We start from the raw sequence: 25,477 nt of genomic DNA on the forward strand, positions 1-25,477 counted from the left end.
GACGATGCAGACCATCTTCGTCCAGGTGAAGTGCGAGCTCGGCAAGAGCTACGAGGTTGCCGAGGAGGCGGTGGAGTTGGCGGAAGGAGTCTCCGAAGTCTATTCCATATCCGGTCAGTACGATCTGATGCTGAAGTGTTACCTGGAGGATGGCGCAGACATCGGCCACTTCGTCAACGAGAAGCTGCAGACCCTCGCGGGCGTGAAGGACACCTTCACCACCATTGCTTTCAAGGCCTTCACCTGAGGCTTCGGCGGCGAAGCCGCCGGGTCCGCCTTATCGTGCAGCAGGATCAGCGTTACAGCAGGATCTGGAACCGTGGCGGGTGATAGCCGACTGCCGCAGCCGCCGTCGCCAGTTCGTATGCCGCCGCCGCGGCGCCAACGCTCACCGCGCTTGACGCCCGAGAGGTGATCCACAGCGGGAAGTGTGCCTCTCCATCCCGCCCGATCAGCCGGGCGGCGCCGACGAGGGCGATAGCGCCGCGCCGTTGATCCCATCGCAGGTCTCGACACGCTGCCCATCATGCGAAAACCTCCAGTGTCGCCGAACCCGGTTAGGCGTTCAGTCAGGTTTCGCTAAAATGCCACACGTATTACGGGTAAGTCAAGGGACCGTGCGCCGCTTCACATCTGGCCCCACTTAAAGCCATCACACTGAAGCCGTTACAAAGCTTGACGAACCCGGTCGCCGAGAAAGCGGATCACCACGTGCTGGATGCCGAACCGGTCGAGATCGTCGTGGCCGGCATCGGCGATCCATACCGCCTCCTTGGGCTCGGCGGCGGCGTCGAACAGAATTTCGCCGAAGCGCCGAGGCACGACCCGATCGCGCGTCCCGTGGACGATCAACAGCGGCGTTTGAATGCCGGCGATTTTGGTTGCGGAGTCGAAGCGATCCTTGAGGAGGAGGCGCACCGGCAAGATCGGATAGTGATGCGCACCAACGTCCATGGCCGAGGACAGCGGCGCCTCCAGCACCACCGCGGCCACGGGTTCGCCCGCATCGGCTCTTTCCCGCGCCAGGTGCACCGCGACAGCCGAACCGAGCGATTCGCCGTAGAGCGCGACATCCGCCGCCGGCACTCCTCGGGCGTCGAGAAACGCGAGGGCGGCCCGGGCATCCGTGTACAGCCCAAGCTCGGTCGGTCGCCCGGGATTGCCGCCGTAGCCACGATACCCGACCATGAACACCCCGAAGCCGGCGTCCAAGTACGGACGCATGCGCATCCCGCGGTACCCGAGATGGCCTGCGTTACCCTGGAAATACACAATGGTCGGCCGCCCCGCCGCCGTCGCCGGCCGGAACCAGGAGTTGAGCGCCAAACCATCCGTGGTCTCCATCGTCACGACCGACAACTCCGGCGCGCCGCTGGCCGCCGGCGTCGTGTTGGCCGTGTCCGGCACGTAAAGCAGATTGCGCTGAAGGGCGAACATGCCCCCGACCACCGCAGCATAGGCGCCGACCGTGACGACAACGATGGTCCAGATCATCGAACTTCCGCCCGCACCGTGGTCGATGCTACTTCACGCAACGGAACATGGCGCCCGCGGGCGTCAGCAGTGGACACGAGGCCAGGATGTCGTCCGCGATGTGGGCGCGCTTTCCGAAGGCTTGACACTGCTCCTCGGCCAGCGCCTGAACCCTGTCCGGGGTCGTCGTCATGCTGTTGTAGCAGACGCCGACCTCGGCCAGATCGACCGGCGCAACGTTGAAGGTCGGCCGATTGCGGTTGAACTCATCGGGCCTGTAGACGTACGGCTCCGTCGCGCCACAGGCAGCGAGGAAAAACGCCAACGCCAGGGAGATGAAGCTGTTCATGGACCGAGATATAACCCCGGCGCAACATCTGCTCAATGCGGCTCTGTACACGCGTCCGCCGTCACCGCCGCAGTGTCTCCAGGGCGTCGAGGTCCTCGACGGGCACAATGGCCTTGCCGATCGGCCACAGCGAAAGCCATGCGAGCTTCAGGTGCGCCCAGGCGAACGGCAAGCCGATGATGGTCAGCGCAAGGACCACCGCGGTGACCAGGTGGCCGATCGCCAGCCACCACCCGGCGAGCAACAACCAGATCAGGTTGCCGACCCAGCCAAGGGCGCCGGTACCGAGGTCCTCGCGGCCCGCCACCTTGTCCCGCGGCACCGCGCGGAAGCCGAACGGCAGCAGGGTGTAGCGGGCAATGTCGATGGCGGCGCGGGTCCACGGAATGCCGATGATGGTGAGCGCCATGACCACGGCCGCGATCAGCCAGCCGGCCGCCATCCAGACGCCTCCGGTCACCACCCACAACACGTTCAGCACCACGTTTACGAGTGACATGAGCCTGTCCCGTTGCCCTTGATCCCGGCGATATGGGGGTCCGCGGCCCGATGCGCCACCGGCTGGGCGGAACCACCGGCACCATGGCGTGTTATTTGCTTGATGCAGCTTCATATGCTCGGTGTCATGATGTGCCTGATGACATGAAAGTGCAGTTGCACAACGCCTAGGTTGAAGCGCTGTTGCGCATTTCGTCCCATGGAAGCGAAGCTTCAGGCGCGGTTTGACGCGACTGTTGCGGGTGAAGGAATGATGCCATGTTCGATGCTCTTATAGTCGGTGCAGGTTTTGCGGGAAGCGTGCTTGCGGAGCGGCTGGCCAACGAGGGGGATAATCGTATCCTGCTGATCGACCGGCGGCCCCACATCGGCGGTAACGCCTATGATCGTTTCGACAAGGCGGGCAACGTGATCGCGCCCTACGGCCGGCATGTGCTGCAGACCGGCGACAGGCGGGTCATCAACTACCTTTCGCGCTTCGCCGAGTGGGAGCGGTACTGCTCAGATGGACCCGATGGCGGCGAAGCCGCGGAGGGTGCCGGCGAGGGGGGCTCGATGCTGGTGCCGTCGGAGGGCTACACGCGGATGTTCGAGACCATGCTGGCGTCGCCCAACGTCAAGATCATGCTGAAGGTCGACTACAAGGAGGTGCGGGACCTGGTGCCGTTCCGCCGGCTGATCTACACGGGCTCGCTCGACGACTACTTCGATTACTGTTATGGCAGGCTGCCATATTGGCCGGCCGAAAAGAATGGTACGGCGCCGCATCGCGCGCCGGCGCGCCAATTCGATGCCGCCGAGGTGGTTCCGGAGCGGCCCGAGGACAAGGCGGGCTATCCCGTAGCAGGGGACGACAGTCGTGCCCTGTTCCAGCGCTATCGGGATCTCGCCGAAACCGCAGTGGATGTATACTTCACCGGCCGCCTGCCATCCTATCGCTACTGCACCATTGACGAGGTAGTGGTGCAGTCGCTGGCCCTGTTCCATCAACTCAAGAGCGAGTATCCGGCTGACGTGGCGCCGCGGGGCAACGCCGGGGCGCGGGGGCCGGTGCGGGCGGTGCAGGCGGCGAATGCCTGAGACGCCTGAGGTACCGGCGAAACCGTGAGACAGGTTGATTGATCGCGGATTGATCGCGGCGAGGCCGACGTTTACTTATAGCGGCCCGGCGGCGTCGATCGCCGGTGGGCCGCTTGCTTCGGCATAGGCCGCTCTCTTTCTCACCGGCAGCGCCCGCGGACCCCTGAGTCTCATGGATAAATACTCGCCTCAGCCGCTTCCCGACACCGAAGACCTGCCTCCGCCGATTCGCGGAATTCTATTCAGCGCCGAGCGACTGGCGCAATACGCCCACCCACTGGCCGCGTCCCACGTCGTGTCGCCGAAGCCGCGGCGGGGCGCACCGGTTCTTAAGCGCCTACATCGGAACGGTGAAGCGTTGCGGCGCGCCTATGACACCCTTTCGTCGGCGGCCGCGGCAGGCGAGCCTATATCGCCCGCCGCCGAATGGCTGATCGACAATTTCCACATCATCGAGGATCAACTCCGAGAGATCAGGGAGGATCTCCCCGCTGGCTTCTATCGCAAGTTGCCGAAACTGGCGGTGGGTCCGTTCGCTGATCACCCCCGCGTCTTCGCCATGGCTTGGGGATATGTGGAGCACACCGACAGCCTGTTCGAGCCCAGCACCCTGTCGCGCTTCGTCAACGCCTATCAGGAAATCCAGCCTCTGACCCTGGGCGAGCTGTGGGCGATCGCAATCTCGCTCCGGCTGGTCCTGGTCGAGAACCTTCGTCGCCTGGCCGATCGGGTGGTGCAGCGGAGGGTGGCGCGGGCGGCGGCGGACACCCTTGCCGACGCCCTGATCGCCGATGAGGACCCACCGGTCGACCCGATGGAGTTGTTGGACCAGTGGAACCGTTCGCCGCTGTGGAGCACCTTCATCGCCCAGGCGTCGCAGCGTTTGCGCGATCGTGATCCCGAGGAGACGCCGCTGCTGGCCCGGGTGAGCGAACGTCTTGCCGATCAGGGCCGCTCCATCGACGAGATCGTCCAGTTCGAGCACCAGCAGCAGGTCGCCGGCCAGCTCATCATCCGCAACGTGATCACCAGCATGCGGCTGATGTCGTCGGTAGACTGGGCCGAACTGATCGAAGGGATAAGCCTTGTCGAGGCGGCTCTACGCAACGGCACCAACGTTGCGGCGATGGATTTTCCGACACGCGACGCCTATCGCCACAGCGTGGAGGAACTGGCGCTCGCCTCCGACCGCAGCGAGCTTGAGGTTGCGCAAGAGGTCGTGCGGCGCTCGGCGGCGGCCGAACCGGGGACGCCGGCCGGCGTTCCCGGTTATCATCTGATCGGTGCAGGGCGTGTCGTCTTCGAGCGGGAGTTGGGGGCGAGCCTTCCGATCGGCCCACGACTGCGGCGTCGTTTCCGTGCGGCCGCCGCGCCGGTGTTCCTCGGCAGCATTGCCGTCCTGACGATCCTCTTCCTGGCCGCCTTCATGCTGTCCGTTCCGGCCGGCATTGTCCCGGTTCCCGTCCTCGTGTTGCTGTGCCTGTTGGCGTTGCTTCCGGCGACCGAACCTGCCGTGGCGCTCGTCAATCGCCTTGTCGCCGCAATCCTCAAGCCACGGCGCCTGCCACGGCTGGAGCTGAAGGAAGGCATCGCCGAGCACCAGCGATGCATGGTCGTCGTGCCGGTTCTACTGACCGGTGAGGACGCCGTCGCCGAGCATATGGAGCAGCTGGAAACCCATTACCTCGCCAACGACGACGGCGAGGTGTATTTCGCGCTGCTGTCCGACTGGCGCGACGCGGAGGTCGAGCAGACGCCCGAAGACCTTCAACTTCTGGCCGCGGCCCGCCAGGCGCTCGCCGATCTCAACCGGCGGCACCCGCCCGCGCCCAACGGCGGCCCGCGGTTCTTTCTGTTCCATCGCCACCGGGTTTGGAACGACAACCAGCGCTGCTGGATGGGTTGGGAGCGCAAGCGCGGCAAGCTGCACGAGTTGAACCGCCTGCTGCGCGGCGCCATCGACACCACCTTCATGGACATTGACGGCGAGCCGGCGACCGCGCCCGCCGGGGTGCGCTACGTCATCACGCTGGACGCCGACACCCGGCTGCCGCGGGGCACGGCGCGCCGCCTGATCGGCACGATCGCCCATCCCCTCAACCAGCCGGTCTACGATGCGGAACTCGGCCGGGTCCGCGACGGCTACGCCATCCTTCAGCCGCGCGTGGTGCCGACGTTGGAGGACTCCGGCGCCGGAAGCCTTCATCAGCAGATCTATTCGGGTCCGCGCGGCATCGACGCCTACGAATTTGCGGTGTCGGACGTCTACCAGGACTTTTTCGACGAAGGCATCTTTACCGGCAAGGGGCTTTACGAGGCGGACACCTTCGAGGAGGCCCTGGCCGGGCGGGTCCCGGAGAACGCGCTGCTGTCGCACGACCTGTTCGAAGGCATCGCGGCACGGGTCGCCCTGGTTTCCGACATCGAACTGCTCGAGGCGTTCCCCGAGCACTACGAAGTTCACGCCGCCCGCCGACACCGGTGGGTGCGCGGCGACTGGCAGCTGCTGCCGTGGATCTTCGGGCGCGGGCCGGCCGGCTACCGGCGCGGCCGCAAGCCGATCCCGCTGATCGGCCGCTGGAAGATGATCGACAATCTCCGCCGCAGCCTGGTTGCGCCGGCGGCGTTGGTGCTTCTGGTGACGTCCTGGTGCCTGCCGGCGCCGTTGCCGTCGTTGGCGACGGCCTTCGTCCTGTTCGTCATCCTGGTGCCGTGCCTGGTGCCGCTGGTCGGTCATCTCAGCTCGCGGGGACCGAAGGTGGCGCAACGCATCTCATTGAGCGGGTTCCGGCAGGACCTGAAGCTCGGCCTCGCGCAGGCCGGGCTGGCATTCGTGTTCCTTGCTCACCAAGCGTGGCTGATGAGCGATGCCATCATCCGCACCCTCTGGCGCCTGACGAGCCGCCGAAACCTGCTCGAGTGGACGACCGCAGCCCAGGCGCAATCCGCCTTCGACCTGAAGCTCGCAAGCTTCTACCGGCGCATGGCGAGCGCTCCCGTCATTGCCGTTGCCGCCGCGGCGATAGTCGGCGCCGTTGCGCCGTCTGGTCTGGTGGTGGCGGTGCCCGTCGCGCTGGTGTGGCTGGCATCGCCGGCGGTGGCGCGCTGGATCAGCCTGCCGCGCCGGGCCGACCCGCGCGCGGCGATGACGGCCGAGGACGCGTGGATGCTTCGCTCCACTGCCCGCCGCACCTGGCGCTTTTTCGAGCGCTTCGTTACCGCCGAAGACAACTTCCTGCCGCCCGACAACTTCCAGGAGGACCCGCGCCCGGAGATCGCGCACCGCACCTCGCCCACCAACGTCGGCCTCTACCTGCTGTCGGCCGTCGCCGCCCGCGATTTCGGGTGGATCGGCGCCGTCGATCTGGTCGAGCGGCTGGAGGCCACGACCGCGAGCATGGACAAGCTGCAGAAGTACCGGGGTCACCTGTACAACTGGTACGAGACCCGGACCTTGGAAGCACTGGAGCCGCGTTATGTCTCCACGGTGGATAGCGGCAACCTTGCCGGGCATTTGATCGTGGTGCGACAGGCGTGTCTGGAACTGGTCGATGCGCCGGCGAACGGAGCGGTGGCGCGGGACGGTGTGCGGGATACGCTCCACGTGCTCCGCGAGATCGTCGGCGAACAGGACGGCGACCGCCGCGGCGGGATCGTACCGGTCCACGAACTGAGCAAGCAGATCGAGGACCTCGACGAGCGCTTGAGCGGCACCCCGATCGCGTCCGGCCGTACGGCAGCGGAGCCTGCGGACGCCACAGCGGGTTGGCAAGAGCTGGCGCGTCTTGCCGAGGCGCTCTTGGATACCGTCCGCGCCCTCGATGCCGAGCGGGTCGCCATCGATCACAGCGAAATTGTGGCATGGGCGGAGGCGATGTGCGGGGTGATCGCAAGTCACCGGCGTGACGACGAAGCGCGAGAGGAGCGGTTGGCGGCCCGGCTTCTGGCCATGGCCGACTGGGCCGACGCCTTCGGCAAGGCTTTGCGTTTCGATTTTCTTTACAACAGAACGCAGAAGCTGTTCGCCATCGGCTACCGGCCCGCAGACAACGTCCTCGACGTCAGCACCTACGATCTTCTGGCCTCCGAGGCCCGCCTGGCCAGCCTGGTGGCGGTCGCCCGCGACGAGGTCCCGCCCTCCCACTGGTTCCGGCTGGGACGGCCGATGACGCCGGTCGACAGCGGCGCGGCGCTTGTCTCTTGGTCGGCTTCGATGTTCGAGTACCTGATGCCGGAACTGGTGATGGCGGTTCCGGATGGCAGCATTCTCTCGCAGACGGCGCAATACGTAGTTCAACACCAGATGAATTACGGACGGGAGAAAGGCATTCCCTGGGGAATCTCGGAATCGGCCTACAACGTTCGAGACCTGCACTTCACCTACCAGTACTCGAACTTCGGCGTGCCGGGTCTTGGCCTGAAACGCGGGCTGTCCGAAGATCTGGTGATCGCACCGTATGCCACCGGACTGGCGGCAATGGTCGATCCTGCGGCCGCTGCACGCAATTACGCGACGCTGGCCAGCCTTGGCGCCCGCGGCGCCTTCGGGTTCTACGAAGCCGTCGACTTCACCCCCAGCCGGCTGCCAAAGGGCAGCGACCACGTCGTCATCCGCGCCTACATGGCGCATCACCAGGGAATGACAGTGGTGGCGCTCGCCAACGTTCTTGGCGGTTGGCGGATGCGCGCCCGCTTCCATGCCGAGCCGATCATCCGCGCCGCCGAACTGCTGTTGCAGGAGCGGATGCCGCGGGCGTTTACCGTCGCCGCCCTCCGCGGGGCACAGGCCGGCGTCCGACTCAAGGTGCAGAGCAGCGTGCCGGAGGCGCTTCGCCACTTCGAGACCCCGCACACGCCGACGCCGCGCGCCCATCTGCTGTCCAACGGCGCGTACTCCGTCATGCTGACGGTGGCCGGTTCGGGCTACAGCCGCTGGCAGGGTCTTGCGGTGACGCGCTGGCGGGAAGACTCCACCCGCGATTGCTGGGGCAGCTACATCTATATCAAGGATACCCAAAGCGGCGCGGTGTGGTCGGCGGGTTACCAGCCGAGTTGCGCCGAGCCGGACGCCTACGAGGTCAACTATTCCGAAGAGCGCGCCGAGATCCGCCGGCGGGACGGCTCAATCGTCAGCACGCTGGAAGTGGTGGTCGCCGCCGAGGATGGCGTCGAGGTCCGGCAGCTCACCATCAGCAACTCCGGCGCGCGAAACCGCGAGCTGGAAGTCACCTCCTACGCCGAGATCGTGCTGGCGACCCAGGCTGCCGACGCCGCCCATCCGGCGTTCTCCAACCTGTTCGTGCAGACGGAGTTCGTGCCCGGCATGGAGGCGTTGGTAGCCACCCGCCGTTCGCGCGCCGCCGACGATCCCGAGGTGTGGGCGGCCCATTTGGCCATCGCCAGCAACGTCAGGAGCGGAGTGCAGTACGAGACGGATCGGGCCCAGTTCCTCGGCCGCGGCCGCGACATCCGCAAGCCCAGCGCCATCTACGACGCCCAGAGCCTCTCCAACAGCTTGGGCCCGGTGCTCGATCCCATCTTCAGCCTGCGCAGGCGCTTCCAGCTGGCGCCCGGCGCCAGCGCCCGCATCTGCTTCGTGACCATCATGGCCCGCAGCCGCGACGAGCTTCTGTCGGTCGCCGACCGCTATCGCGACGAGGCTCTGTTCGAGCGCACGTCGGCGCAGGCGTGGACCCGCGCACAGGTGCAGTTGCACCATCTCGGCATCACCCGCAACGAGGCGCATTTGTTCCAGCGCCTGGCCACGCGCCTCATCTACATCGACCCACTGCTGCGCGCCCCGCGGGAGGTGCTGCAGGGCAACCGGCGCGGGAAGCGGTCGCTATGGGCGCACGGCATCTCCGGCGACCGGCCCATCGTTCTCCTCCGCCTCGACGAAGGCGAATCCTACGACATCGCCCGCCAGCTTCTGCGCGCCCAGCGCTACTGGCGGATGAAGGACCTTATCGTCGACCTGGTGTTCCTCAATGAGCAGGCGCACTCCTATCAGCAACACACCCAGGACACCATCGAGGCTCTGGGTCGCGCCAGTCAGGCGGCCGGCGGCGGTTCGAACCCCGAGGCGCGCGGCGTCTTTCTCCTCAAGAATTCGCAACTCGACGAAGACGATCTGCGCCTGCTGCTGTCGACGGCGCGGGTTGTCCTGCAATCGGGCGCCGGCACCCTCGCGGAGCAGGTGGTGCGCCTGCTGATCCGGGACCCGGTCCCGGTCGCGGCCCACGTCTTGCCGCCGCTGCCGCCGGCGGAGGAGACCCCGACGCCCCGCCCGGCGCTGGAGTTCTTCAACGGGCTCGGCGGCTTCACGGAAGCCGGCCAGGAATACGTCACCGTCATGGGCGCACGCCAGCACACGCCGGCGCCGTGGATCAACGTCATCGCCAACCCCACCTTCGGCTTCGTCGTTTCCGAAAACGGCTGCGGCTACACGTGGTGCGGCAACAGCCGGGAGAACCAGCTCTCCCCGTGGTCCAACGACCCGGTTTCCGATCCGGCCGGCGAGGCAGTCTACATCCGGGACGAAGAAACCGGCGAGCTGTGGTGCCCGACCCCCTTGCCGATCCGTGAAGATGCCCCCTATGTGTGCCGCCACGGGCAAGGGTACAGCCGCTTCGAGCATACCAGCCACGACATCGCCTCGACCCTGGTACAGTTCGTCCCGCGACGCGACCCGGTCAAGATATCGCGCCTGATCCTCACAAACCGCTCACGCCGACCGCGGACCCTCGCCGTGACCGCGTACGTCGAATGGGTGCTGGGGCCGGCGCGGGCGGCAGGCGCTCCGTTCATCATCACGTCGCTTGATGCGGCCACCCGCGCCGTCTTTGCCCGCAATCCGTGGAACGACGAGTTCGCCAGCAACGTGGCGTTCTTCGACATGGGCGGGCGTCAGGACGCCTGGACCGGCGATCGCACCGAGTTCATCGGCCGCAACGGCAGCCTGGAGCGGCCGGCGGCTCTGGCGCGCAGCGCCGAGTTGTCAAAGCGCCTCGGCGCCGGCATCGACCCGTGCGCTGCCATGCAGGCCACCTTCGATCTGGCGCCGGATGAAAGCGTGGACCTGGTCATCATGCTGGGGCAAGGGCGGAGCGTCGAGGAGGCTCGAGCGCTGGTTCAGCGCTATCGCGCCGAGGATCCCGACGACCTGCTTAGCGACGTTCGGCGCCAATGGGACGACGTGGTCGGGACGCTCCGGGTCAAGACCCCCGAGCGATCGATGGATCTGCTGCTGAACAGCTGGCTCTTGTACCAGACCCTGAGCTGCCGGGTATGGGCGCGGGCGGCGTTTTACCAAGCCGGCGGCGCCTATGGGTTCCGCGACCAGCTCCAGGACACCATGGCGTTGGCGGTGGCCAAGCCCGATGTGGCGCGCGAACAACTGCTGCTGGCGGCGTCGCGGCAGTTCGTCGAGGGCGATGTCCAGCATTGGTGGCATCCGCCGACGGGCCGCGGCGTGCGCACCCACATCTCCGACGACCTGATCTGGCTGGCGGTCGCCGCGGCCCATTACGTCACGGTCAGCGGCGACGATGCGGTGCTCGACGTCGACGTGCCGTTCATCGAAGGCCCGCCCCTGCCACTGGAACAGCACGACGCGTATTTCGAGCCGCGGACATCGGCGCAATCGGCGTCACTATACGAGCATTGCGCTCGCGCCCTCGATGCCCGCTTGGGCGTCGGTCGGCACGGCCTGCCGCTGATGGGAACGGGCGACTGGAACGACGGCATGAACCGCGTCGGTCATCGAGGCAAGGGCGAGAGCGTGTGGATGGGATGGTTCCTGTACGCCGCCCTCAATCGCTTCGCCCCGATCGCCGAGGCGCGGGGTGAGACAGCGCGGGCCCTGCGCTGGCGGAGCCATGCGGTCGACCTGCGTGAGGCCGTGGAGCGCGAAGGTTGGGACGGGGACTGGTACCGGCGCGCCTTCTTCGACGATGGCACGCCGCTCGGCACCGCGAATGCCCAGGAGTGCCGGATCGATTCCCTCTCCCAAAGCTGGGGCGTTCTCTCCGGCGCCGCTGACCCGGCGCGCGCCGCCCGTGCCATGGAGGCGGTCGATGAATACCTGGTCAGGGAGGTCGACGGCCTCATCCTGTTGCTGACCCCGCCGTTCGACCGGATGACGGAGGATCCCGGCTACATCAAGGGCTACCTTCCGGGCATCCGGGAGAACGGCGGCCAATACACCCATGCCGCCGTGTGGGCGCTGATGGCCCACGCGGCGCTCGGCCACGGCGACCGCGCCGTCGAATTGTTCAATCTCATCAACCCCATCAACCACGCCAAGACTCGCCTCGGCGTCCAGCGCTACAAGGCGGAGCCCTACGCATTGGCGGGCGACGTCTATGGCGAGTTGCCCCACGTCGGCCGCGGCGGCTGGAGCTGGTACACCGGCTCGGCAGCATGGATGTACCGCGCCGGCATCGAGGCCATTCTGGGCTTTCGGCTCCAGGGAACGACCCTGAAGATCGACCCCTGCATCCCCGCCGCTTGGCCGGGCTTCAAGATGACCTTCCGCTACCATTCGGCCCGCTACGAGATCACGGTCGACAACCCGCACGGGATGAGTTGCGGCGTCGCCTCCATCCGCATCGACGGGCGCCCTCTGGAGCACGGGGCCGACGGAGTAGCCCTCTTCGACGACGGGGCGACCCACGTCATCGACGTGGCGCTGGGCACGGCGGACGTCGGCGCCCTCACCTCGTAGAGCAAGCTCGATTCCTCCCGGCGGCCAGCCCCGCCCGCTGTCACGCCCCGGCGGCGGCGCCGCCGGTGCCGCCGCGAACCTGGGCGATGGCCGCCGCATACCAGCGTCGCCACCCGAGATGATCCAGCCGCGCCCAGATCAGCGCCTCGATGGCGTCCGCCGACGTAGGGTCGCCGTCGATGAACATCAGGTCCTCGGCCAGCAGCCGGCCAGCGTCGCTGTCGAGGTAGAAGCGAACCTCTGCGGGCTTGAGCCGGAATACCCTGGCCAACGCCCAACTAGCCGCCGCCCATGCAAGGTGCGCATCAAGACCGTTGTCGCGGCTGGCCGCCCAGAAGCCGGACGCGGGATCGGCCGTCGGCAGGATGGCGCGGACGCTCATGTACCCTGGCCCCATACCCAGCGCCGGCGCCGCCGGCGGGTCAACGGGCGGCCGCGACCGGCTGAACCCGCCGTGCCCGCAAGTCCTCGACATCCTCGATCAACGACTTGCTCATCATCGTCTGGCCCACCCGTCTTTCGAAACCGTTGAAGGGACCGGCGACGCGTTGGGTATAGGTGCGCATGAAGCGAAACATCATCGTGCCCTCCCGAACCGGCAGCAGCAGGACGATGTCCTGCATGCCGTCATAGGTGTGGCTCACAAAGAACACGCGTCGCCCGATGAGGCACGAGGCCGGTCCGCAGTCGACCACGTCGTGCCGAAGACTAAACGCCGAGCGCCCGTCCACCATTTCCTTCTTCCAGAAAAAACGATGATCGATGCCGGGAACCGCTTCGGGGAAACCCTCCACCGCTTTCACGAAGGCCGGGAAGTACCCCGCAAGAACCGGCTTGATCTGATCGAATGCGTCGCGCAGCGCCGTCGCCGGCGACCTGACGCCGCTGCCGCCCGCGTACGGCGCGACGCCGGAGAGGCCCTCGTTCGCGTACGCGCGGAGCCGATCCATCAGAATGGCGCGCCAAGCTTCGGACACGCTCTCTCGGCCGCGCTCTCGGCCTTGGGCGGTCTCACCGTAGCCGGCAGCCGCGCTCAAGCGCGCGATCTCGTCCACCGACAGATTGAACGCGGAGTCGGGTGCAGACTGCAACAGCCGCGCGGCTTCCTCGGCCTCGGGCGGCGTAAGCGCAACCCCCTGCCAGTCCGTGCTGTCGATCGGCACATTTACCGACACCAGCGTGCCGTTCGTCCGCCTCCCTGGATCGTCCAATTCGACGACCGCTTCAGCCATGGTCGACAGCCGCGCCGGCAGGAAGGCGACGACGGCGACCGCCAGTTCGTCGTCGCGAAGCCGCGGCAAATCGACAGTGCGCACCTCCCCTTCGCGGATCGCACTGCGGTCGCCAAGGGTGAGGCCGAGATCTCGCAGAATGTCGTACTCGGACGGCGGTTCCGCCCGCGCCGGAACCACCGTAAGCATCAGCCACACGGCCAACACGCCAACATGTAACGCGAACCTGAGCACCGTTTTCATGCCCATCATTATGGCGCAATCACGACGCCGTGTCTGTGCGCACAGTCACAGCACGGCTCGTCCGGTGGCGATCGACCTACGCGCGAAGCCGTCTGATATGGCCCTCGAGTTCGCGATCCTGCCGCGATTGGTGCTCCGACAACTGCCGGCCGAGGTCGTCGCAGACACGCGTCCAGTCGACAGCCAGGGGATCTACATCGACCCGGCGCAGTACTCCGGCGGCATCGCGCAGCAAGCGCTCGTGGTCGGCGCCATGGTCATCCGCATCGGCAAATCGGGTCGCGCGCATCACCCGCTCTTCGCTGCGGAAGTGATTGCGGGCGGCGTCCAGCAGGCCCTGGATATAGCGCCTGAGCGTCCCTAGCGGTCGGCCGTTTTCCACGGCCTCGAGCAGGATCCGGCATTGCCACGACAGGACGGCATGCTCATCGGCGATCAGGGCCAAATCGCTGCGGATGGTGTGCCTGCTCCTGGTGCGGTCGAACGCCGCGGGCTCGACGGGGTGGGCCGCCTGGCGGACCACTTGGCCTCGGTCGCGAAGCATGTCACGCCTCCCTGCCGCCCTGATGCGAAGAACGTACTACAAATGGGGTATTTTGCAAAGGCCGAATGCGGGATCGCCAAGGGCGCAAATTCGCGGCGCAGAGCCGCGGATCCGGTTTTCGATGAACGGATGCCGATTGTTCTGCTAGGATGCGCGCCCGAAGCATCAACGAGCCGAACGATGGCGACAACGCTGCGCCGGCATTGAGGGATGGAAACGCCTTGGAAACGCATCTGAACACCATTGATGACGCGGCTTGGAACACGCCGTCGGTGCGGCCGTTGACCGGCAACGAGGCCATCGCTCAGGGCGCCTGGGAGGCCGGGGTGCGCGTCGCCGCCGCCTATCCGGGCACGCCGTCGACCGAGATCCTGGAGACGCTGAGCACCTACCCCGCCCAGGACCTCCACGCCCAGTGGTCGACCAATGAGAAGGTCGCCCTCGACGTCGCCATCGGCGCCTCTTTCGCCGGCGTGCGCGCGCTGGCCGCCATGAAGCACGTCGGCCTCAACGTCGCCTCGGACGCGCTGATGTCCCAGAGCTACATCGGCGTCAACGGCGGCCTTGTCATCGTCGTTTGCGACGATCCCGGCATCCACTCATCGCAGAACGAACAGGACACCCGGCTGTTCGCGCGCCTCGCCAAGGTGCCGTGCCTGGAGCCGGCCGACGCCCAGGAAGCGCTGGAGCTGACCCGCCTCGCCTTCGACATCTCGGAGCAGTTCGACACCTCGGTGATCGTCCGCTCCACGACGCGGCTGTCGCACACCCGCAGCCTGGTCGCCACCGGTGCTCGCCGCGCGATCGAGTCGCGAGGCTTCGTCGAGAACCCCAACAAGAACGTGATGATCCCCACCAACGCCCGCGTCCGCCATCCGCAGATGATCCAGCGCGAAGCCGACCTTGCCGCGCACTTCGCCGCGGAGCCGTTCGTCCGCCGCGACGACGGCGGTGCTTCGATCGGCATCATAACCGCTGGCACCCCCTACAGCTACGTCAAGGAGGTGCTGCCGCAGGCGAGCGTCCTCAAACTCTCCGTCTCATATCCGTTGCCGATGGACGTGATCGGCGACTTCTGCAGCGCCCACGAGCGAGTGTTCGTGATCGAGGAGCTGGAGCCGGTGATCGAGACCGAGATCAAGGCGGCCGGCTTCACGGTCGAGGGCAAGTCGCTGTTCGCGCGGACCGGCGAGCTGTCGCCGGAACTGGTGCGGGCCGGGTTCGAAAAGGCGGGTATATTGCAGCCGCGACCGGAGGCCGAGCCATGGGCGGTGACGCCGCCGGCGCGGCCGCCGGTGCTGTGCTCCGGCTGTCCGCACACCACCAGCTACATGGCCCTCCGGGCGATGAACGGGCGGGTCGCCGGCGACATCGGCTGCTACACGCTCGCGGCGATCGAGCCGCTCCGCTCCGTCGACACCTGCGTCTCCATGGGCTCGTCCATCGCCAACGCTGTGGGTATGGCAAAGGCGGGCGGCATGGCCAAGGCCGGCGGCGAGACGCGCCCGATCCTCGCCACCATCGGCGATTCCACATTCCTCCACGCCGGGATTCCGCCGTTGATCGACGCGGTATACAACGACGCCAACATTACCGTCGTCATCCTCGACAACCACATCACCGCGATGACCGGCGGGCAGCAGCACCCCGGTACCGGGCGGACGTTGCGGGGCGATGTGGCGCACCGCGTCGACTTCGAGCAGATGGCGCGGGCCTGCGGCGTCAAGTGGGTGAAGAAGGTCGACGCCTACGATGTCGCCGGCGCCTACCAGGCGCTGCGCGAGGCCGCCGCCTATCGTGGTCCCGCCGTGGTCATCGCCGACCGGCCATGCGTGCTCGATCCCGTCAAGATCAAGGGACCGGCCTTGGCGGTGCGCGCCGACGGCTGCACCGCCTGCCAGATGTGCATGAATCTCGGCTGCCCGTCGCTGCTGTGGACCGACGAAATGTATGACGGCCACCACAAGGTCAGGATCAACAAGGACACGTGCATCGGCTGCACCTTGTGCGCCCAGATCTGCCCGTCCGACTGCATCCAGCCGACAGTCCAATAACGGCCCGACGCGGAAAGCCATCCATGGACGCACGCGCCGACACGACCCCGCCCACCAACGTGCTGATCGTCGGCGTCGGCGGTCAGGGCGTGATCATGGTGTCCAAGGTGCTGGCGCAGCTCTGCCAACGCCACGGCCTGCAGGTAAAGCAGAGCGAAGTGCACGGCATGGCCAAGCGGGGCGGCGGGGTGTTCAGCCACGTCCGTTTTGGGCCGCAGGTGTGGTCCCCGGTGATCCCCAAGGGCGAGGTCGACATCCTGGTCGCGCTGGAATGGGCGGAAGGGCTGCGCTGGCTCAACCACCTCCGGCGCGACGGCGGCACCTTCGTCGCCGACACGCAACAGATCGTGCCGCCGATCTCGTTCCGCAACCGCTCGCGCGGCGCCCGCTCCGCCTATCGCCCCGAGACGCCGGCGGAGATCGTCGACCAGGTCGGCAACGGCTTCGCGCTTGACGCGACCGACATGGCGGCCGGCCTCGGCAACGCCCGCGCCGCCAACGCCGTGCTGCTGGGCGCGCTGTCGACCGCCCTCCCCTTCTCCGTCGACGGTTGGCTGGAGGTGCTTTCGCAGTCGGTGCCCGCCAGGACCGTGGAGACCAACCGCAGCGCCTTCCTCGCCGGCCGAGAGTGGGTCGAGACCGCCGACCGCCGGCCCACAGCGGAGGCAGCGGTCGTGCACGCCGTCGTCGCGCCGGAGTCGCAAGACACATACCGCCTGGAGATCACCGAGGCGTGGTGCAAGAGCTGCGACATCTGCGTAAAGATGTGCCCGGAGCGCTGCCTCGCCTTGAACGACGCCCAGATCGCGGTTCTCGCCGTCCCCGCCGCCTGCACCGCCTGCCGCCTCTGCGAATGGCTATGCCCGGACTTCGCCATCCGCGTCGTCCGCGAACAAGAACCAGCCGCGGTAACGTAGATGCCGGCAAGTACCCAAACCAATGGTCTGCGCCAGAACCTGCAGGGCAACCACGCCTGCGCCGTCGCGGCAATAGCGGCGGGCTGCCGCTTCTATGCCGGCTATCCGATCACGCCGTCGTCCGAGGTCGCCGAACGCATGGCGGTCGAACTGCCCAAGGTCGGCGGCGCCTTCATCCAGATGGAGGACGAGATCGCCTCCATGGGCGCGGTGATCGGGGCCTCCATGGGCGGCGTCAAGGCGATGACAGCGACCAGCGGTCCCGGCTTCTCGCTCAAGCAGGAGAACCTGGGGTACGCCGCCATGGTCGAGGCGCCCTGCGTGGTGATCAACGTGATGCGCGGCGGTCCGTCGACCGGCATGCCGACCCGGCCCTCCCAGGGCGACCTCATGCAGGCCCGCTGGGGCACCCACGGCGACCACCCGATCGTGGTGCTGACGCCGGCCTCTGTCGCCGAGGCGTATCGGCAGACGATCCGCGCCTTCAACCTGTCGGAGCGGCTCCGCACCCCGGTGATCGTGCTCTTGGACGAAGTCATCGCCCACCTGGTCGAGACCGTCGATATCGCCCGCGCCGACCCCATGCAGCGCGTCGACCGCACCTGGGCGAGCGAGCCGCCCGAGACGTTCCGGCCCTACGCCGCGAGCGCGGACGGCGTGCCGGCGATGCCCCGTCCCGGTGACGGCTACCGCAGTCACACCACCGGCCTCACCCACGGCCCGAGCGGCTTTCCAACCCAGAAGCCGGCCGAGGTCACCGCCGCCATGACCCGCCTGCTCGGCAAGATCGACCGCCATCGCGACATCGTCGACTCGGTCGAGACCACGGGCTGCGAAGACGCAGAGGTGCTGGTGGTCGCGGTCGGCATCGTCGCACGCGCCGCCCGCCGCGCGGTCGATCAGGCGCAGGAACGGGGTATCAGGGCCGGGCTGTTTCGCCCGATCACTCTGTGGCCATTCCCGGAAGCGCAATTCCGCCAGCTCGATGATCGTGTGCGGGCGATCCTCGTGCCCGAGATGAACGCCGGCCAGCTTTGCCTTGAGGTCGAACGCCTGTCCGGCCGCCGCACCCGCATTGGCCGCATCAATCGCATCGACGGCGAGCCCATAGACCCCGACGCAATCCTGTCCGCCATCGAGGAGTTGGCCCGTCATGGATGACGCCATCGACACCGCCTTGGAGCCCTGCGCCGGCGCCGCTGCAACGACAGCGCCCTCGGACTTCGACATCCGCGACTACCTGCGCACCGAGCTGCTGCCGCACTTCATGTGCCCCGGCTGCGGCCACGGCATCGCGCTCCGGGCGCTGCTGTGGGCGGTGCACGAACTCGGCATCGCCAAGGACCGCCTCGCCGTCGTCACCGGCATCGGCTGTTCCGGGCGGACCGGCGCCTACATCGACGCCAACACCTTCCACACCACCCACGGCCGGCCGCTGGCGTTCGCCACCGGGCTCGCCCTCGCCCGCCCGGACCTGGAAGTCGTCGTCATCACCGGCGACGGCGACTGTCTCGCGATCGGCGGCAATCACCTGATCCACGCCTGCCGCCGCAACCTCGACATGACCTGCCTGATGCTGAACAACGAGATCTACGGCATGACCGGCGGCCAGGTGTCGCCGACCACCGGCGCCGATCGGCTGACCACCACCACCCCGTCCGGCAACACCGAGCCGGTGTTCGACGCCTGCGCCCTGGCCGCCGCCGCCGGCGCCGGCCTTGTGGGGCGCGGCATGACCCTGCAGACGCCGGCGCTCAAGAACCTGATCAGGGACGCCATCGCCCACCGCGGATTCTCGTTCGTGGAGGTGATCTCCGACTGCACCGAGATCTTCGGGCGCAAGAACGACCTCGGTTCGTCGCCGGAGATGATCTTGCGCCAGAAGAGCGCGATGCGCCCGGAGTTCTACGGCAACGTCGTCGACCAGCCGTTCCGTCCCAACGCCATGAAGACCGGCATCCTCGCCCGCACCGACCGCCCGGAATACGGCGACGCCTACCGCGCCGCCACGGCCGCTGCGGGTGCGAGCCGCTAGAGCCTGCCCCAAGGCAAGGCATGGCGACCCTCTACTTCATCGCAGCCGGCGTCGTTCTGTATCTGATCGCGGACCGGCTGCTCGACCTGATCGAGCGCTACCGCGGCGCGCGCTTCGAGCAGCGGACGCTGGTTTTCTTCGCCATTCTCCTCGTTCTGGCGCTGGTAACCTTCCCGATCCTGCGTCGCGTCGCCGGCAGCTGAGCGCTGCTTGACCAAGGTCAATGACCCGCCGCTCTGCTCCCGCCAAAGTTTTTCACAATAAGAACGAATTTCGCCGCAGCCGCCGCATCCGGTCGCGCGCCGATGCGGCGGCCTCATGGGCAGCAGCAAGCACGACAGCGAGGGAACTGAAGCGATGGCCGACGACAAGCGTGAAGCGACCCATGCCGGCAAGCATGATGAGGATTCGGAACGAACCCCCGCCATGCAGAGCCTGCTCGACAACCACTTTCTCCTGCTGTTCATCGGGGTCGCGGTGCCGGCGGTCGTGTACCTGATCTGGGGGATCATGGACATCGTCCAGATCCCGATCGCGCGCTGACAGGGGAGTATCCGGGATGGCGATAACTTCACCGGAAGTCCGCCTGTGGTGGAAGGAGCCGCTTCACAAGATCGAGCTGATCTGGATCAGCATCGCGTTCCTGTGGGGCCTGATCATGTTCGCCACCATGGTGTACTGGCACATCTACGGCACGCAGAACCTCTCCAACGAGGCCTACCGCGTCATCCCCGACCAATACGCCGAGCGTGTCGATGCCTTCGTGGCGGAGAACACGGTGCGCGAAGAAGGCGACACAGGCATTCCGGTGGTGCGCCCGGCGGCCGGCGGCGACGCCTACATGCTGGGGCGCCTCTGGGAGTGGTACCCGATCCTCGAGTTGCAGAAGGGCCAGTCCTACCGCCTGCATCTGTCGTCGCTGGATTGGCTGCACGGCTTCTCGCTGCAGCCGACCAACATCAATATCCAGGTCCACCCCGAGTACGAGATGGTCATCACCATCACGCCCGACGAAGCCGGCGAATTCGGGGTCGTCTGCAACGAGTACTGCGGCATCGGTCACCACCAGATGGTGGGCAAGATCTACGTGGTTGAGGAATAGGGAAAGCAGCCATGGCAATGGCATCGACCGAGTCGTTTCGTACCTGCCCCGAGACGGGCCTCAAGGTGCACGGGCCGGCGGAGACGCTGATCAAGGCGAACGCCGTCGTGGCCGTCGTGTTCCTCGCCATCGGCGGCCTGTTCGGCCTTCTGGTCGCGCTGACCCGCTGGCAGGCCGTGCATCTGCTGGGCCCCGAGACTTTCTACCTGGCGCTCACTGCGCACGGCGCCGACGTTCTCCTGTTCTGGATTCTGTTCTTCGAGGTCGCGCTCCTTTACTTCGCGTCGGCCGTGCTGCTGAACTGCCGGCTGGCGACCCCTAGGATCGCCTGGGCGGCCTTCGTCCTGATGCTGGTCGGGGCGCTGATGGCCAACGTGGCGGTCCTGCAGGGCGGGTCGAGCGTGATGTTCACCTCCTACGTGCCGATGATGGCGGCGCCCCACTTCTACCTGGGGCTGATCATCTTTGCCGTCGGTGCGCTTGTCGCCGTCTTCGTGTTCTTCGGAACCCTCGTCATTGCCCGCCAGGAGCGCACCTACCAGGGCTCCATCCCGCTCGTCACCTTCGGCGCCCTGACGGCCGCGATCATCGCCGTCTACACCATCGCATCCGGCGCCATCATTCTGGTGCCGACGTGGCTGTGGTCGATCGGCTACATCAGCCACATCGACACCCTGATGTACAAGACGGTGTGGTGGGGCCTCGGGCACTCGTCGCAGCAGGTCAACGTCGCCGCCCATGTCGCCGTATGGTATGCCATCGCCGCGATCGTGCTCGGCGCCAAGCCGCTGTCCGAGAAGGTGAGCCGCGGCGCGTTTCTCCTTTACATTTTCTTCCTGCAACTCGCCGCCGCCCACCATTTGCTGGTGGAGCCGGGTCTCAGCTCCGAGTTCAAGGTGTTCAACACCAGCTACGCGATCTATCTGGCGGTGCTCGGCAGCATGATCCACGGCCTCAGCGTCCCCGGCGCCATCGAGGCGGCGCAACGGCACAATGGCGTCACCGAGGGCATCTTTGGCTGGCTGCGCCGCGCGCCGTGGGGCAATCCGGCGTTCTCCGGCATGGTCATGTCGATCGTCATGTTCGGCTTCCTCGGCGGCATCTCGGGCGTCGTCCTTGGCACCGAGCAGCTCAACCTACTGATGCACAACACCCTTTACGTCACCGGCCATTTCCACGCCACGGTGGTCACCGGCACCACGCTCGCGTTCATGGCGTTGACCTATCTGCTGATCCCGCTGGTCTGGCGGCGGGAGTTGGTCCTGCCCACATGGGCGAAGTGGCAGCCCTACATGTTCGGCCTCGGCGCCATGGGCATCTCGCTGTTCATGATGGGCGCCGGCACCCTCGGTGTGTCCCGGCGGCACTGGGACATAACGTTCTCGGATGCTCCCGTTGCTTTCGACTACCCGCCCGCGGCGTTCGCCATGCTGGCGCTCAACGGCATCTTCGCCGTGATCGCGTCCGCTGGCGGCATCATGTACATCGTCGTCGTCGTGGGCTCGATCCTGTTCGGCAAGAAGCGCGGCGAGGTCGAGATGCGGACAAACCCGGTCGTCTTCCAGGGACGCCAGGTCGCCGCGGTGTCGAGCTACGGCAGCGCGCACACACTCCAGGTGCCCGGCACATTGGTGCTGGTGGCGATCTTCTTCACCGCCTTCGTCCTGTATTACTACATCAACTGGAAGTTCCTCTCGGAAGTGTGGCCGATGGGTTGAGGACGTCACGATGCAGCTCCGCCCTTCGTCATCGCGGGGAGAGCGGAGCCGACGTGGCGATCGGGAGGGACGGCGTGGAGAGACGGCGTGGTCGGCGCCGTCTTCATAAGGAGCGACTGGTGTTGAAGGCCGCCGCACGGACACTGGTTGTCAGCCTGATGCTGCTGGGCATGATCGTCGGCGTGGCCCGCGCCGCGCCGGCGATCGACGACGCCGATGCGCTCCGCGTTCAGTCAGGCGGCGATCGGCCGCACCGTGCGCGACCAGGAGTTCGTCACCGCCCTGAACCAGCGGGTGCGCCTCAGCGACTACCGCGGCCGGCCGCTCATCGTCAGCCTGGTCTACACGAGTTGCGCCGATGTCTGCCCCGTCACCTCAAGCGCGTTGGCGGACGCGGTGGTGATTGCCGAGGATGCGTTGGGCGCCGACAGCTTCCGCGTCGTCACCGTCGGCTTTGACGCCCGTCACGACACCCCCGACCGCATGCTGGCGTTCGCCCGCCGCAACGGCCTCGACAGCGACACCTGGCAATTCCTGAGCGGCGACGGCGATGCCATCGACCGGCTCGCCGAGGACCTGGGTTTCCTGTTCTACGCGGCGCCGCAAGGCTTCGATCACATGTCGCAGACCACCATCCTCGATGCCGAAGGTCGCGTGTTCCGTCACGTCTACGGCGCCGGCTTCGAGCCGCAACAGCTTGTGGAGCCTCTGAAGGCGCTCGTTTTCGGGCGGCAGAGCACCCTCACCTCATGGTCCGGCCTCGTCAACCAGGTGCGTCTCGTCTGCACCATCTACGATCCCACCAGCGGCAAATACCGCTTCGACTATTCCATCTTCGCGATGATCGGCGGTGGCGTCTTGAGCCTCGGCGCGATCGCCGTCATCCTGGTGCGCGGCGCGGTGCGTGGCTGGATCCGCAGCCGACAACTTCACCGCGCGTGATTGCGCCTAGCCTGAACATCGATTTCGAGATCAGCCGCCTTGAACGCCATCCGGACCCCGCTGCGCTACGCCTTCATGTGGATCGAGGGGCTGCTCGACCGTGTCTTCGGGACCGAGTGGAACCCGTTCTATTCGTTGGGAGCCCTCGGCTTCTATTTCTTCTGGATTGTCGCGGTCAGCGGCCTCTACATCTACATTTTCTTCGACACCGGCCTGACCGAGGCGTTCCTGTCGGTGGAGTACATGACCCGCGACCAGTGGTACCTGGCGGGCGTCATGCGCAGCCTGCACCGCTACGCGTCAGACGGACTGATTCTGATCATTCTCATCCACATGGTCCGCGAGTTCGCCTTCGACCGCTACCGGGGCGCCCGCTGGTTCTCGTGGCTCATCGGCGTGCCGATCATTTCGATGACGTTCATCGCCGGCATCTCCGGCTATTGGCTGGTGTGGGACAAGCTCGCCCAGTACGTGGCCGAGGCGACAACCGAGTGGCTCGACTACCTGCCGATCTTCGGCGAGCCGATCGCCCGCAACTTCCTGGCGCCGACCCACCTGGACGACCGGTTCTTTACGCTCATGCTGTTCATGCATATCGCGGTGCCGCTGATGATGCTGTTCGTCATGTGGTTTCACATGCAACGGGTGTCGAAGCCGCGCATGAACCCGCCCCTCGGCCTCGGCATCGGCACCTTGGCCTCGCTGACGGTCCTCTCGCTCGTCTTGCCGGCGACCAGCCAGGGACCGGCCAATCTTTCCGAGGTTCCGTCCCCGGTCAATCTCGACTGGTTCTATCTCCCCATCTATCCCCTGATCGATGTGCTCGGGGCCGGTCCGGTGTGGCTGCTGTCGGTGGCCGGCACTTTCGTGCTGTTCGCCATGCCGTGGCTGCCGCCACGCCGTGAGCGGGCCATCGCACACGTCAATCTGGACTACTGCAACGGCTGCACCCGCTGCGCGGTCGACTGCCCGTTCAACGCCATCACCATGGGGCCGCGCACGGACGGCAAGCCGTTTGAGCAGGAAGCAGTGGTCCTCCCCACACTTTGCGTCTCGTGCGGCATCTGCACCGGATCGTGCCCGACCTCGACGCCGTTCCGCCGGGCGAGCGCGTTGATCCCCGGCATCGATCTCGGCTGGCAGCCTCTGGCGGAAGTGCGGGAGCGCGTTCACGCGGCCGCGTCGAAGCTGTCGGGCCCCGCACGGGTGATGGTGATCGGCTGCGACCACGGCTTTCACATCGACAAGCTGAAGAGTGCTTCGGTCGGGGCCGTCAGCCTGCCCTGCACCGGCATGCTGCCGCCGTCCTTCATCGACTATGTCCTCAGCCGCCACCTTGCCGACGGCATCGTCATTACCGGTTGCCGCGAAGGCGAGTGCAATTATCGCCTCGGCACCCAGTGGACCGATGAGCGCATCGACGGCAAGCGCGACCCACGGCTCCGCGAGCGGGTTCCGCGCGAACGCATGGCCCGCGTCTGGGCAGCCCCAACCGACTGGCCGCGTCTTCAGCGCACCATCGAGGATTTCCAGGCACGGTTGCAGGATATGGAGAGCCACGAACCGCCGGCGAACGAACGCGCCGCCCCGACCCGGCCTGAGGTGAGGGAGCCCGCGGCGGAATGAGCATGATCCCGAGGATCCTCGGCCAAGCGGTCGTCTACGCGCTGATCGCCGCCTTCATCGGCGTCTTCGCGAACTGGCCCGCCTACACGCGCGTTCCGCCTGATCTTGCGCTGGTCAAGCTCAGCGTGGCGCACGCCGCCCAGAAAAAGGACGAGTGCCGGCGGCTGACGCCGGAGGAGTTGGAGAAGCTGCCGCCCAACATGCGCAAGGCCACGGTCTGCGGCCGCGAGCGGCTGCCGGTGACGGTCGAGTTGGAAGCCGACGGCGAGACGATCTACATCGACACCGTGGAGCCCACAGGCCTCTCCAACGACGGCCCGTCCCGTGCCTACGAGCGCTTCGTCCTGCCGCCAGGCCGGCATATGATCGTCGCCAAGCTGCGGGACACCGACCGGCAGGAGGGCTACGACTACATCACCGAGAAAGAGGTGACCTTGACTGCCGGCCAGAGCCTGGCGATCGACTTCGACGGCGGCCACGGCGGATTCAGGATAGAATGAGGTTTCAGGCAGTGACGGACGACAACACCGGCAGCACGCTTCCGAGATTGGAATGGCGAGACGAGTTCTCGGTCGGAGTGGCGTCGATCGACTACGAGCACCGGGAGTTGATCGACCGGCTCAACGCCATCATCGCCAAGCTCGAGTCCGGCGGCGACCGGGACGAGATCCTCGACATCATCGCCGATGTCAACACCGGCATCTCCGCCCACTTCGCCCTGGAAGAAACGGTGATGCGCGCCCACGGCTACGACCACTATGCCGACCACAAGGGCGACCACGAGCATCTGCTCGACGACATCCGCGACATCATGGACGCGGTCGAAGACGGCACCTACGCCAACCGCAAACAGGACCTCGCCCAACGCCTGGTCGATTGGTTTCTGATCCACTCCAAAACCCGCGACGCCCGCCTCCACCACAAATTGGGGATCTGACG

21 protein-coding genes are annotated in these 25,477 nt (G+C 66.7%); 15 read left to right on the forward strand and 6 right to left on the reverse strand.

Features of this window, described 5'->3' with window-relative positions:
* Positions 1 to 4: 4 nt before the first annotated feature.
* Positions 5 to 247 (forward strand): Lrp/AsnC ligand binding domain-containing protein, encoded by a 243-nt coding sequence (locus tag IPM60_03785; protein MBK8907035.1) that lies wholly within the window; start codon positions 5 to 7, stop codon positions 245 to 247.
* A 419-nt stretch (positions 248 to 666) separates the two neighbouring features.
* On the opposite strand, the gene IPM60_03790 is transcribed toward IPM60_03785, so the two are convergent.
* From IPM60_03790 to IPM60_03800, 3 genes are all read right to left on the reverse strand, one after another.
* Positions 667 to 1,494, reverse strand: coding sequence for an alpha/beta hydrolase (locus IPM60_03790; protein MBK8907036.1), 828 nt, complete (start codon positions 1,492 to 1,494; stop codon positions 667 to 669).
* Positions 1,495 to 1,522: 28 nt separating this feature from the next.
* The gene (locus tag IPM60_03795; GenBank protein MBK8907037.1) at positions 1,523 to 1,822 is read right to left on the reverse strand and encodes a hypothetical protein; all 300 of its coding nucleotides are present in this window, start codon (positions 1,820 to 1,822) and stop codon (positions 1,523 to 1,525) included.
* A gap of 61 nt (positions 1,823 to 1,883) precedes the next feature.
* On the reverse strand, positions 1,884 to 2,321 hold the full coding sequence (locus tag IPM60_03800; GenBank protein MBK8907038.1) for a YccF domain-containing protein: 438 nt from the start codon (positions 2,319 to 2,321) through the stop codon (positions 1,884 to 1,886).
* A 257-nt stretch (positions 2,322 to 2,578) separates the two neighbouring features.
* Here IPM60_03800 and IPM60_03805 point away from each other — a divergent pair, with 257 nt between their 5' ends.
* Both IPM60_03805 and IPM60_03810 read left to right on the forward strand, forming a co-directional pair.
* Positions 2,579 to 3,400 carry an NAD(P)-binding protein gene (locus IPM60_03805; GenBank protein MBK8907039.1) on the forward strand — a complete coding sequence of 274 codons (822 nt, stop codon included), beginning with the start codon at positions 2,579 to 2,581 and terminating at the stop codon, positions 3,398 to 3,400.
* 172 nt (positions 3,401 to 3,572) lie between these two features.
* On the forward strand, positions 3,573 to 12,125 hold the full coding sequence (locus IPM60_03810) for a hypothetical protein (protein ID MBK8907040.1): 8,553 nt from the start codon (positions 3,573 to 3,575) through the stop codon (positions 12,123 to 12,125).
* A 40-nt stretch (positions 12,126 to 12,165) separates the two neighbouring features.
* Here the strand turns inward: IPM60_03810 and IPM60_03815 are convergent, their stop codons facing one another.
* The 3 genes from IPM60_03815 to IPM60_03825 form a co-directional block, all read right to left on the reverse strand.
* Positions 12,166 to 12,507: a hypothetical protein gene (locus tag IPM60_03815; protein ID MBK8907041.1), complete on the reverse strand. Its 342-nt coding sequence runs from the start codon at positions 12,505 to 12,507 to the stop codon at positions 12,166 to 12,168.
* A gap of 40 nt (positions 12,508 to 12,547) precedes the next feature.
* The gene (locus tag IPM60_03820) at positions 12,548 to 13,609 is read right to left on the reverse strand and encodes a hypothetical protein (GenBank protein MBK8907042.1); all 1,062 of its coding nucleotides are present in this window, start codon (positions 13,607 to 13,609) and stop codon (positions 12,548 to 12,550) included.
* Between the two features lie 67 nt (positions 13,610 to 13,676).
* Positions 13,677 to 14,144: a hemerythrin family protein gene (locus IPM60_03825; protein MBK8907043.1), complete on the reverse strand. Its 468-nt coding sequence runs from the start codon at positions 14,142 to 14,144 to the stop codon at positions 13,677 to 13,679.
* 149 nt (positions 14,145 to 14,293) lie between these two features.
* On the opposite strand from IPM60_03825, the gene iorA reads away from it, so the two are divergent.
* The 12 genes from iorA to IPM60_03885 all read left to right on the forward strand — a co-directional run bounded on the left by iorA (position 14,294) and on the right by IPM60_03885 (position 25,475).
* Positions 14,294 to 16,198, forward strand: coding sequence for an indolepyruvate ferredoxin oxidoreductase subunit alpha (gene iorA / locus IPM60_03830; GenBank protein MBK8907044.1), 1,905 nt, complete (start codon positions 14,294 to 14,296; stop codon positions 16,196 to 16,198).
* A 23-nt stretch (positions 16,199 to 16,221) separates the two neighbouring features.
* Positions 16,222 to 17,115: a 2-oxoacid:acceptor oxidoreductase family protein gene (locus IPM60_03835; protein MBK8907045.1), complete on the forward strand. Its 894-nt coding sequence runs from the start codon at positions 16,222 to 16,224 to the stop codon at positions 17,113 to 17,115.
* Positions 17,116 to 18,276 (forward strand): 2-oxoacid:acceptor oxidoreductase subunit alpha, encoded by a 1,161-nt coding sequence (locus IPM60_03840; protein ID MBK8907046.1) that lies wholly within the window; start codon positions 17,116 to 17,118, stop codon positions 18,274 to 18,276.
* A complete protein-coding gene (locus IPM60_03845; protein ID MBK8907047.1) occupies positions 18,269 to 19,150 on the forward strand; it encodes a 2-oxoacid:ferredoxin oxidoreductase subunit beta in 882 nt (293 codons plus the stop codon). The genes IPM60_03840 and IPM60_03845 overlap by 8 nt, the downstream gene beginning before the upstream one ends.
* Before the next feature lie 20 nt (positions 19,151 to 19,170).
* Positions 19,171 to 19,353 (forward strand): hypothetical protein, encoded by a 183-nt coding sequence (locus IPM60_03850; GenBank protein MBK8907048.1) that lies wholly within the window; start codon positions 19,171 to 19,173, stop codon positions 19,351 to 19,353.
* Between the two features lie 154 nt (positions 19,354 to 19,507).
* Positions 19,508 to 19,693 carry a hypothetical protein gene (locus IPM60_03855; protein ID MBK8907049.1) on the forward strand — a complete coding sequence of 62 codons (186 nt, stop codon included), beginning with the start codon at positions 19,508 to 19,510 and terminating at the stop codon, positions 19,691 to 19,693.
* Positions 19,694 to 19,709: 16 nt separating this feature from the next.
* A complete protein-coding gene (locus IPM60_03860; protein MBK8907050.1) occupies positions 19,710 to 20,252 on the forward strand; it encodes a cytochrome C oxidase subunit II in 543 nt (180 codons plus the stop codon).
* Positions 20,253 to 20,269: 17 nt separating this feature from the next.
* Positions 20,270 to 21,970 carry a cbb3-type cytochrome c oxidase subunit I gene (locus tag IPM60_03865; protein MBK8907051.1) on the forward strand — a complete coding sequence of 567 codons (1,701 nt, stop codon included), beginning with the start codon at positions 20,270 to 20,272 and terminating at the stop codon, positions 21,968 to 21,970.
* A 216-nt stretch (positions 21,971 to 22,186) separates the two neighbouring features.
* Complete coding sequence (locus tag IPM60_03870; GenBank protein ID MBK8907052.1) at positions 22,187 to 22,912, forward strand: SCO family protein; 726 nt, start codon at positions 22,187 to 22,189, stop codon at positions 22,910 to 22,912.
* 39 nt (positions 22,913 to 22,951) lie between these two features.
* On the forward strand, positions 22,952 to 24,538 hold the full coding sequence (locus tag IPM60_03875) for a cytochrome b N-terminal domain-containing protein (GenBank protein ID MBK8907053.1): 1,587 nt from the start codon (positions 22,952 to 22,954) through the stop codon (positions 24,536 to 24,538).
* Positions 24,535 to 25,038 carry a hypothetical protein gene (locus tag IPM60_03880; GenBank protein ID MBK8907054.1) on the forward strand — a complete coding sequence of 168 codons (504 nt, stop codon included), beginning with the start codon at positions 24,535 to 24,537 and terminating at the stop codon, positions 25,036 to 25,038. Before IPM60_03875 ends, IPM60_03880 begins: the two co-directional genes overlap by 4 nt.
* Complete coding sequence (locus IPM60_03885) at positions 25,035 to 25,475, forward strand: hemerythrin family protein (GenBank protein MBK8907055.1); 441 nt, start codon at positions 25,035 to 25,037, stop codon at positions 25,473 to 25,475. The genes IPM60_03880 and IPM60_03885 overlap by 4 nt, the downstream gene beginning before the upstream one ends.
* Positions 25,476 to 25,477: the final 2 nt, after the last annotated feature.

The sequence above is a fragment of the Rhodospirillales bacterium genome (assembly GCA_016710335.1).
Classification (GTDB): domain Bacteria; phylum Pseudomonadota; class Alphaproteobacteria; order Rhodospirillales; family Defluviicoccaceae; genus JADJXQ01.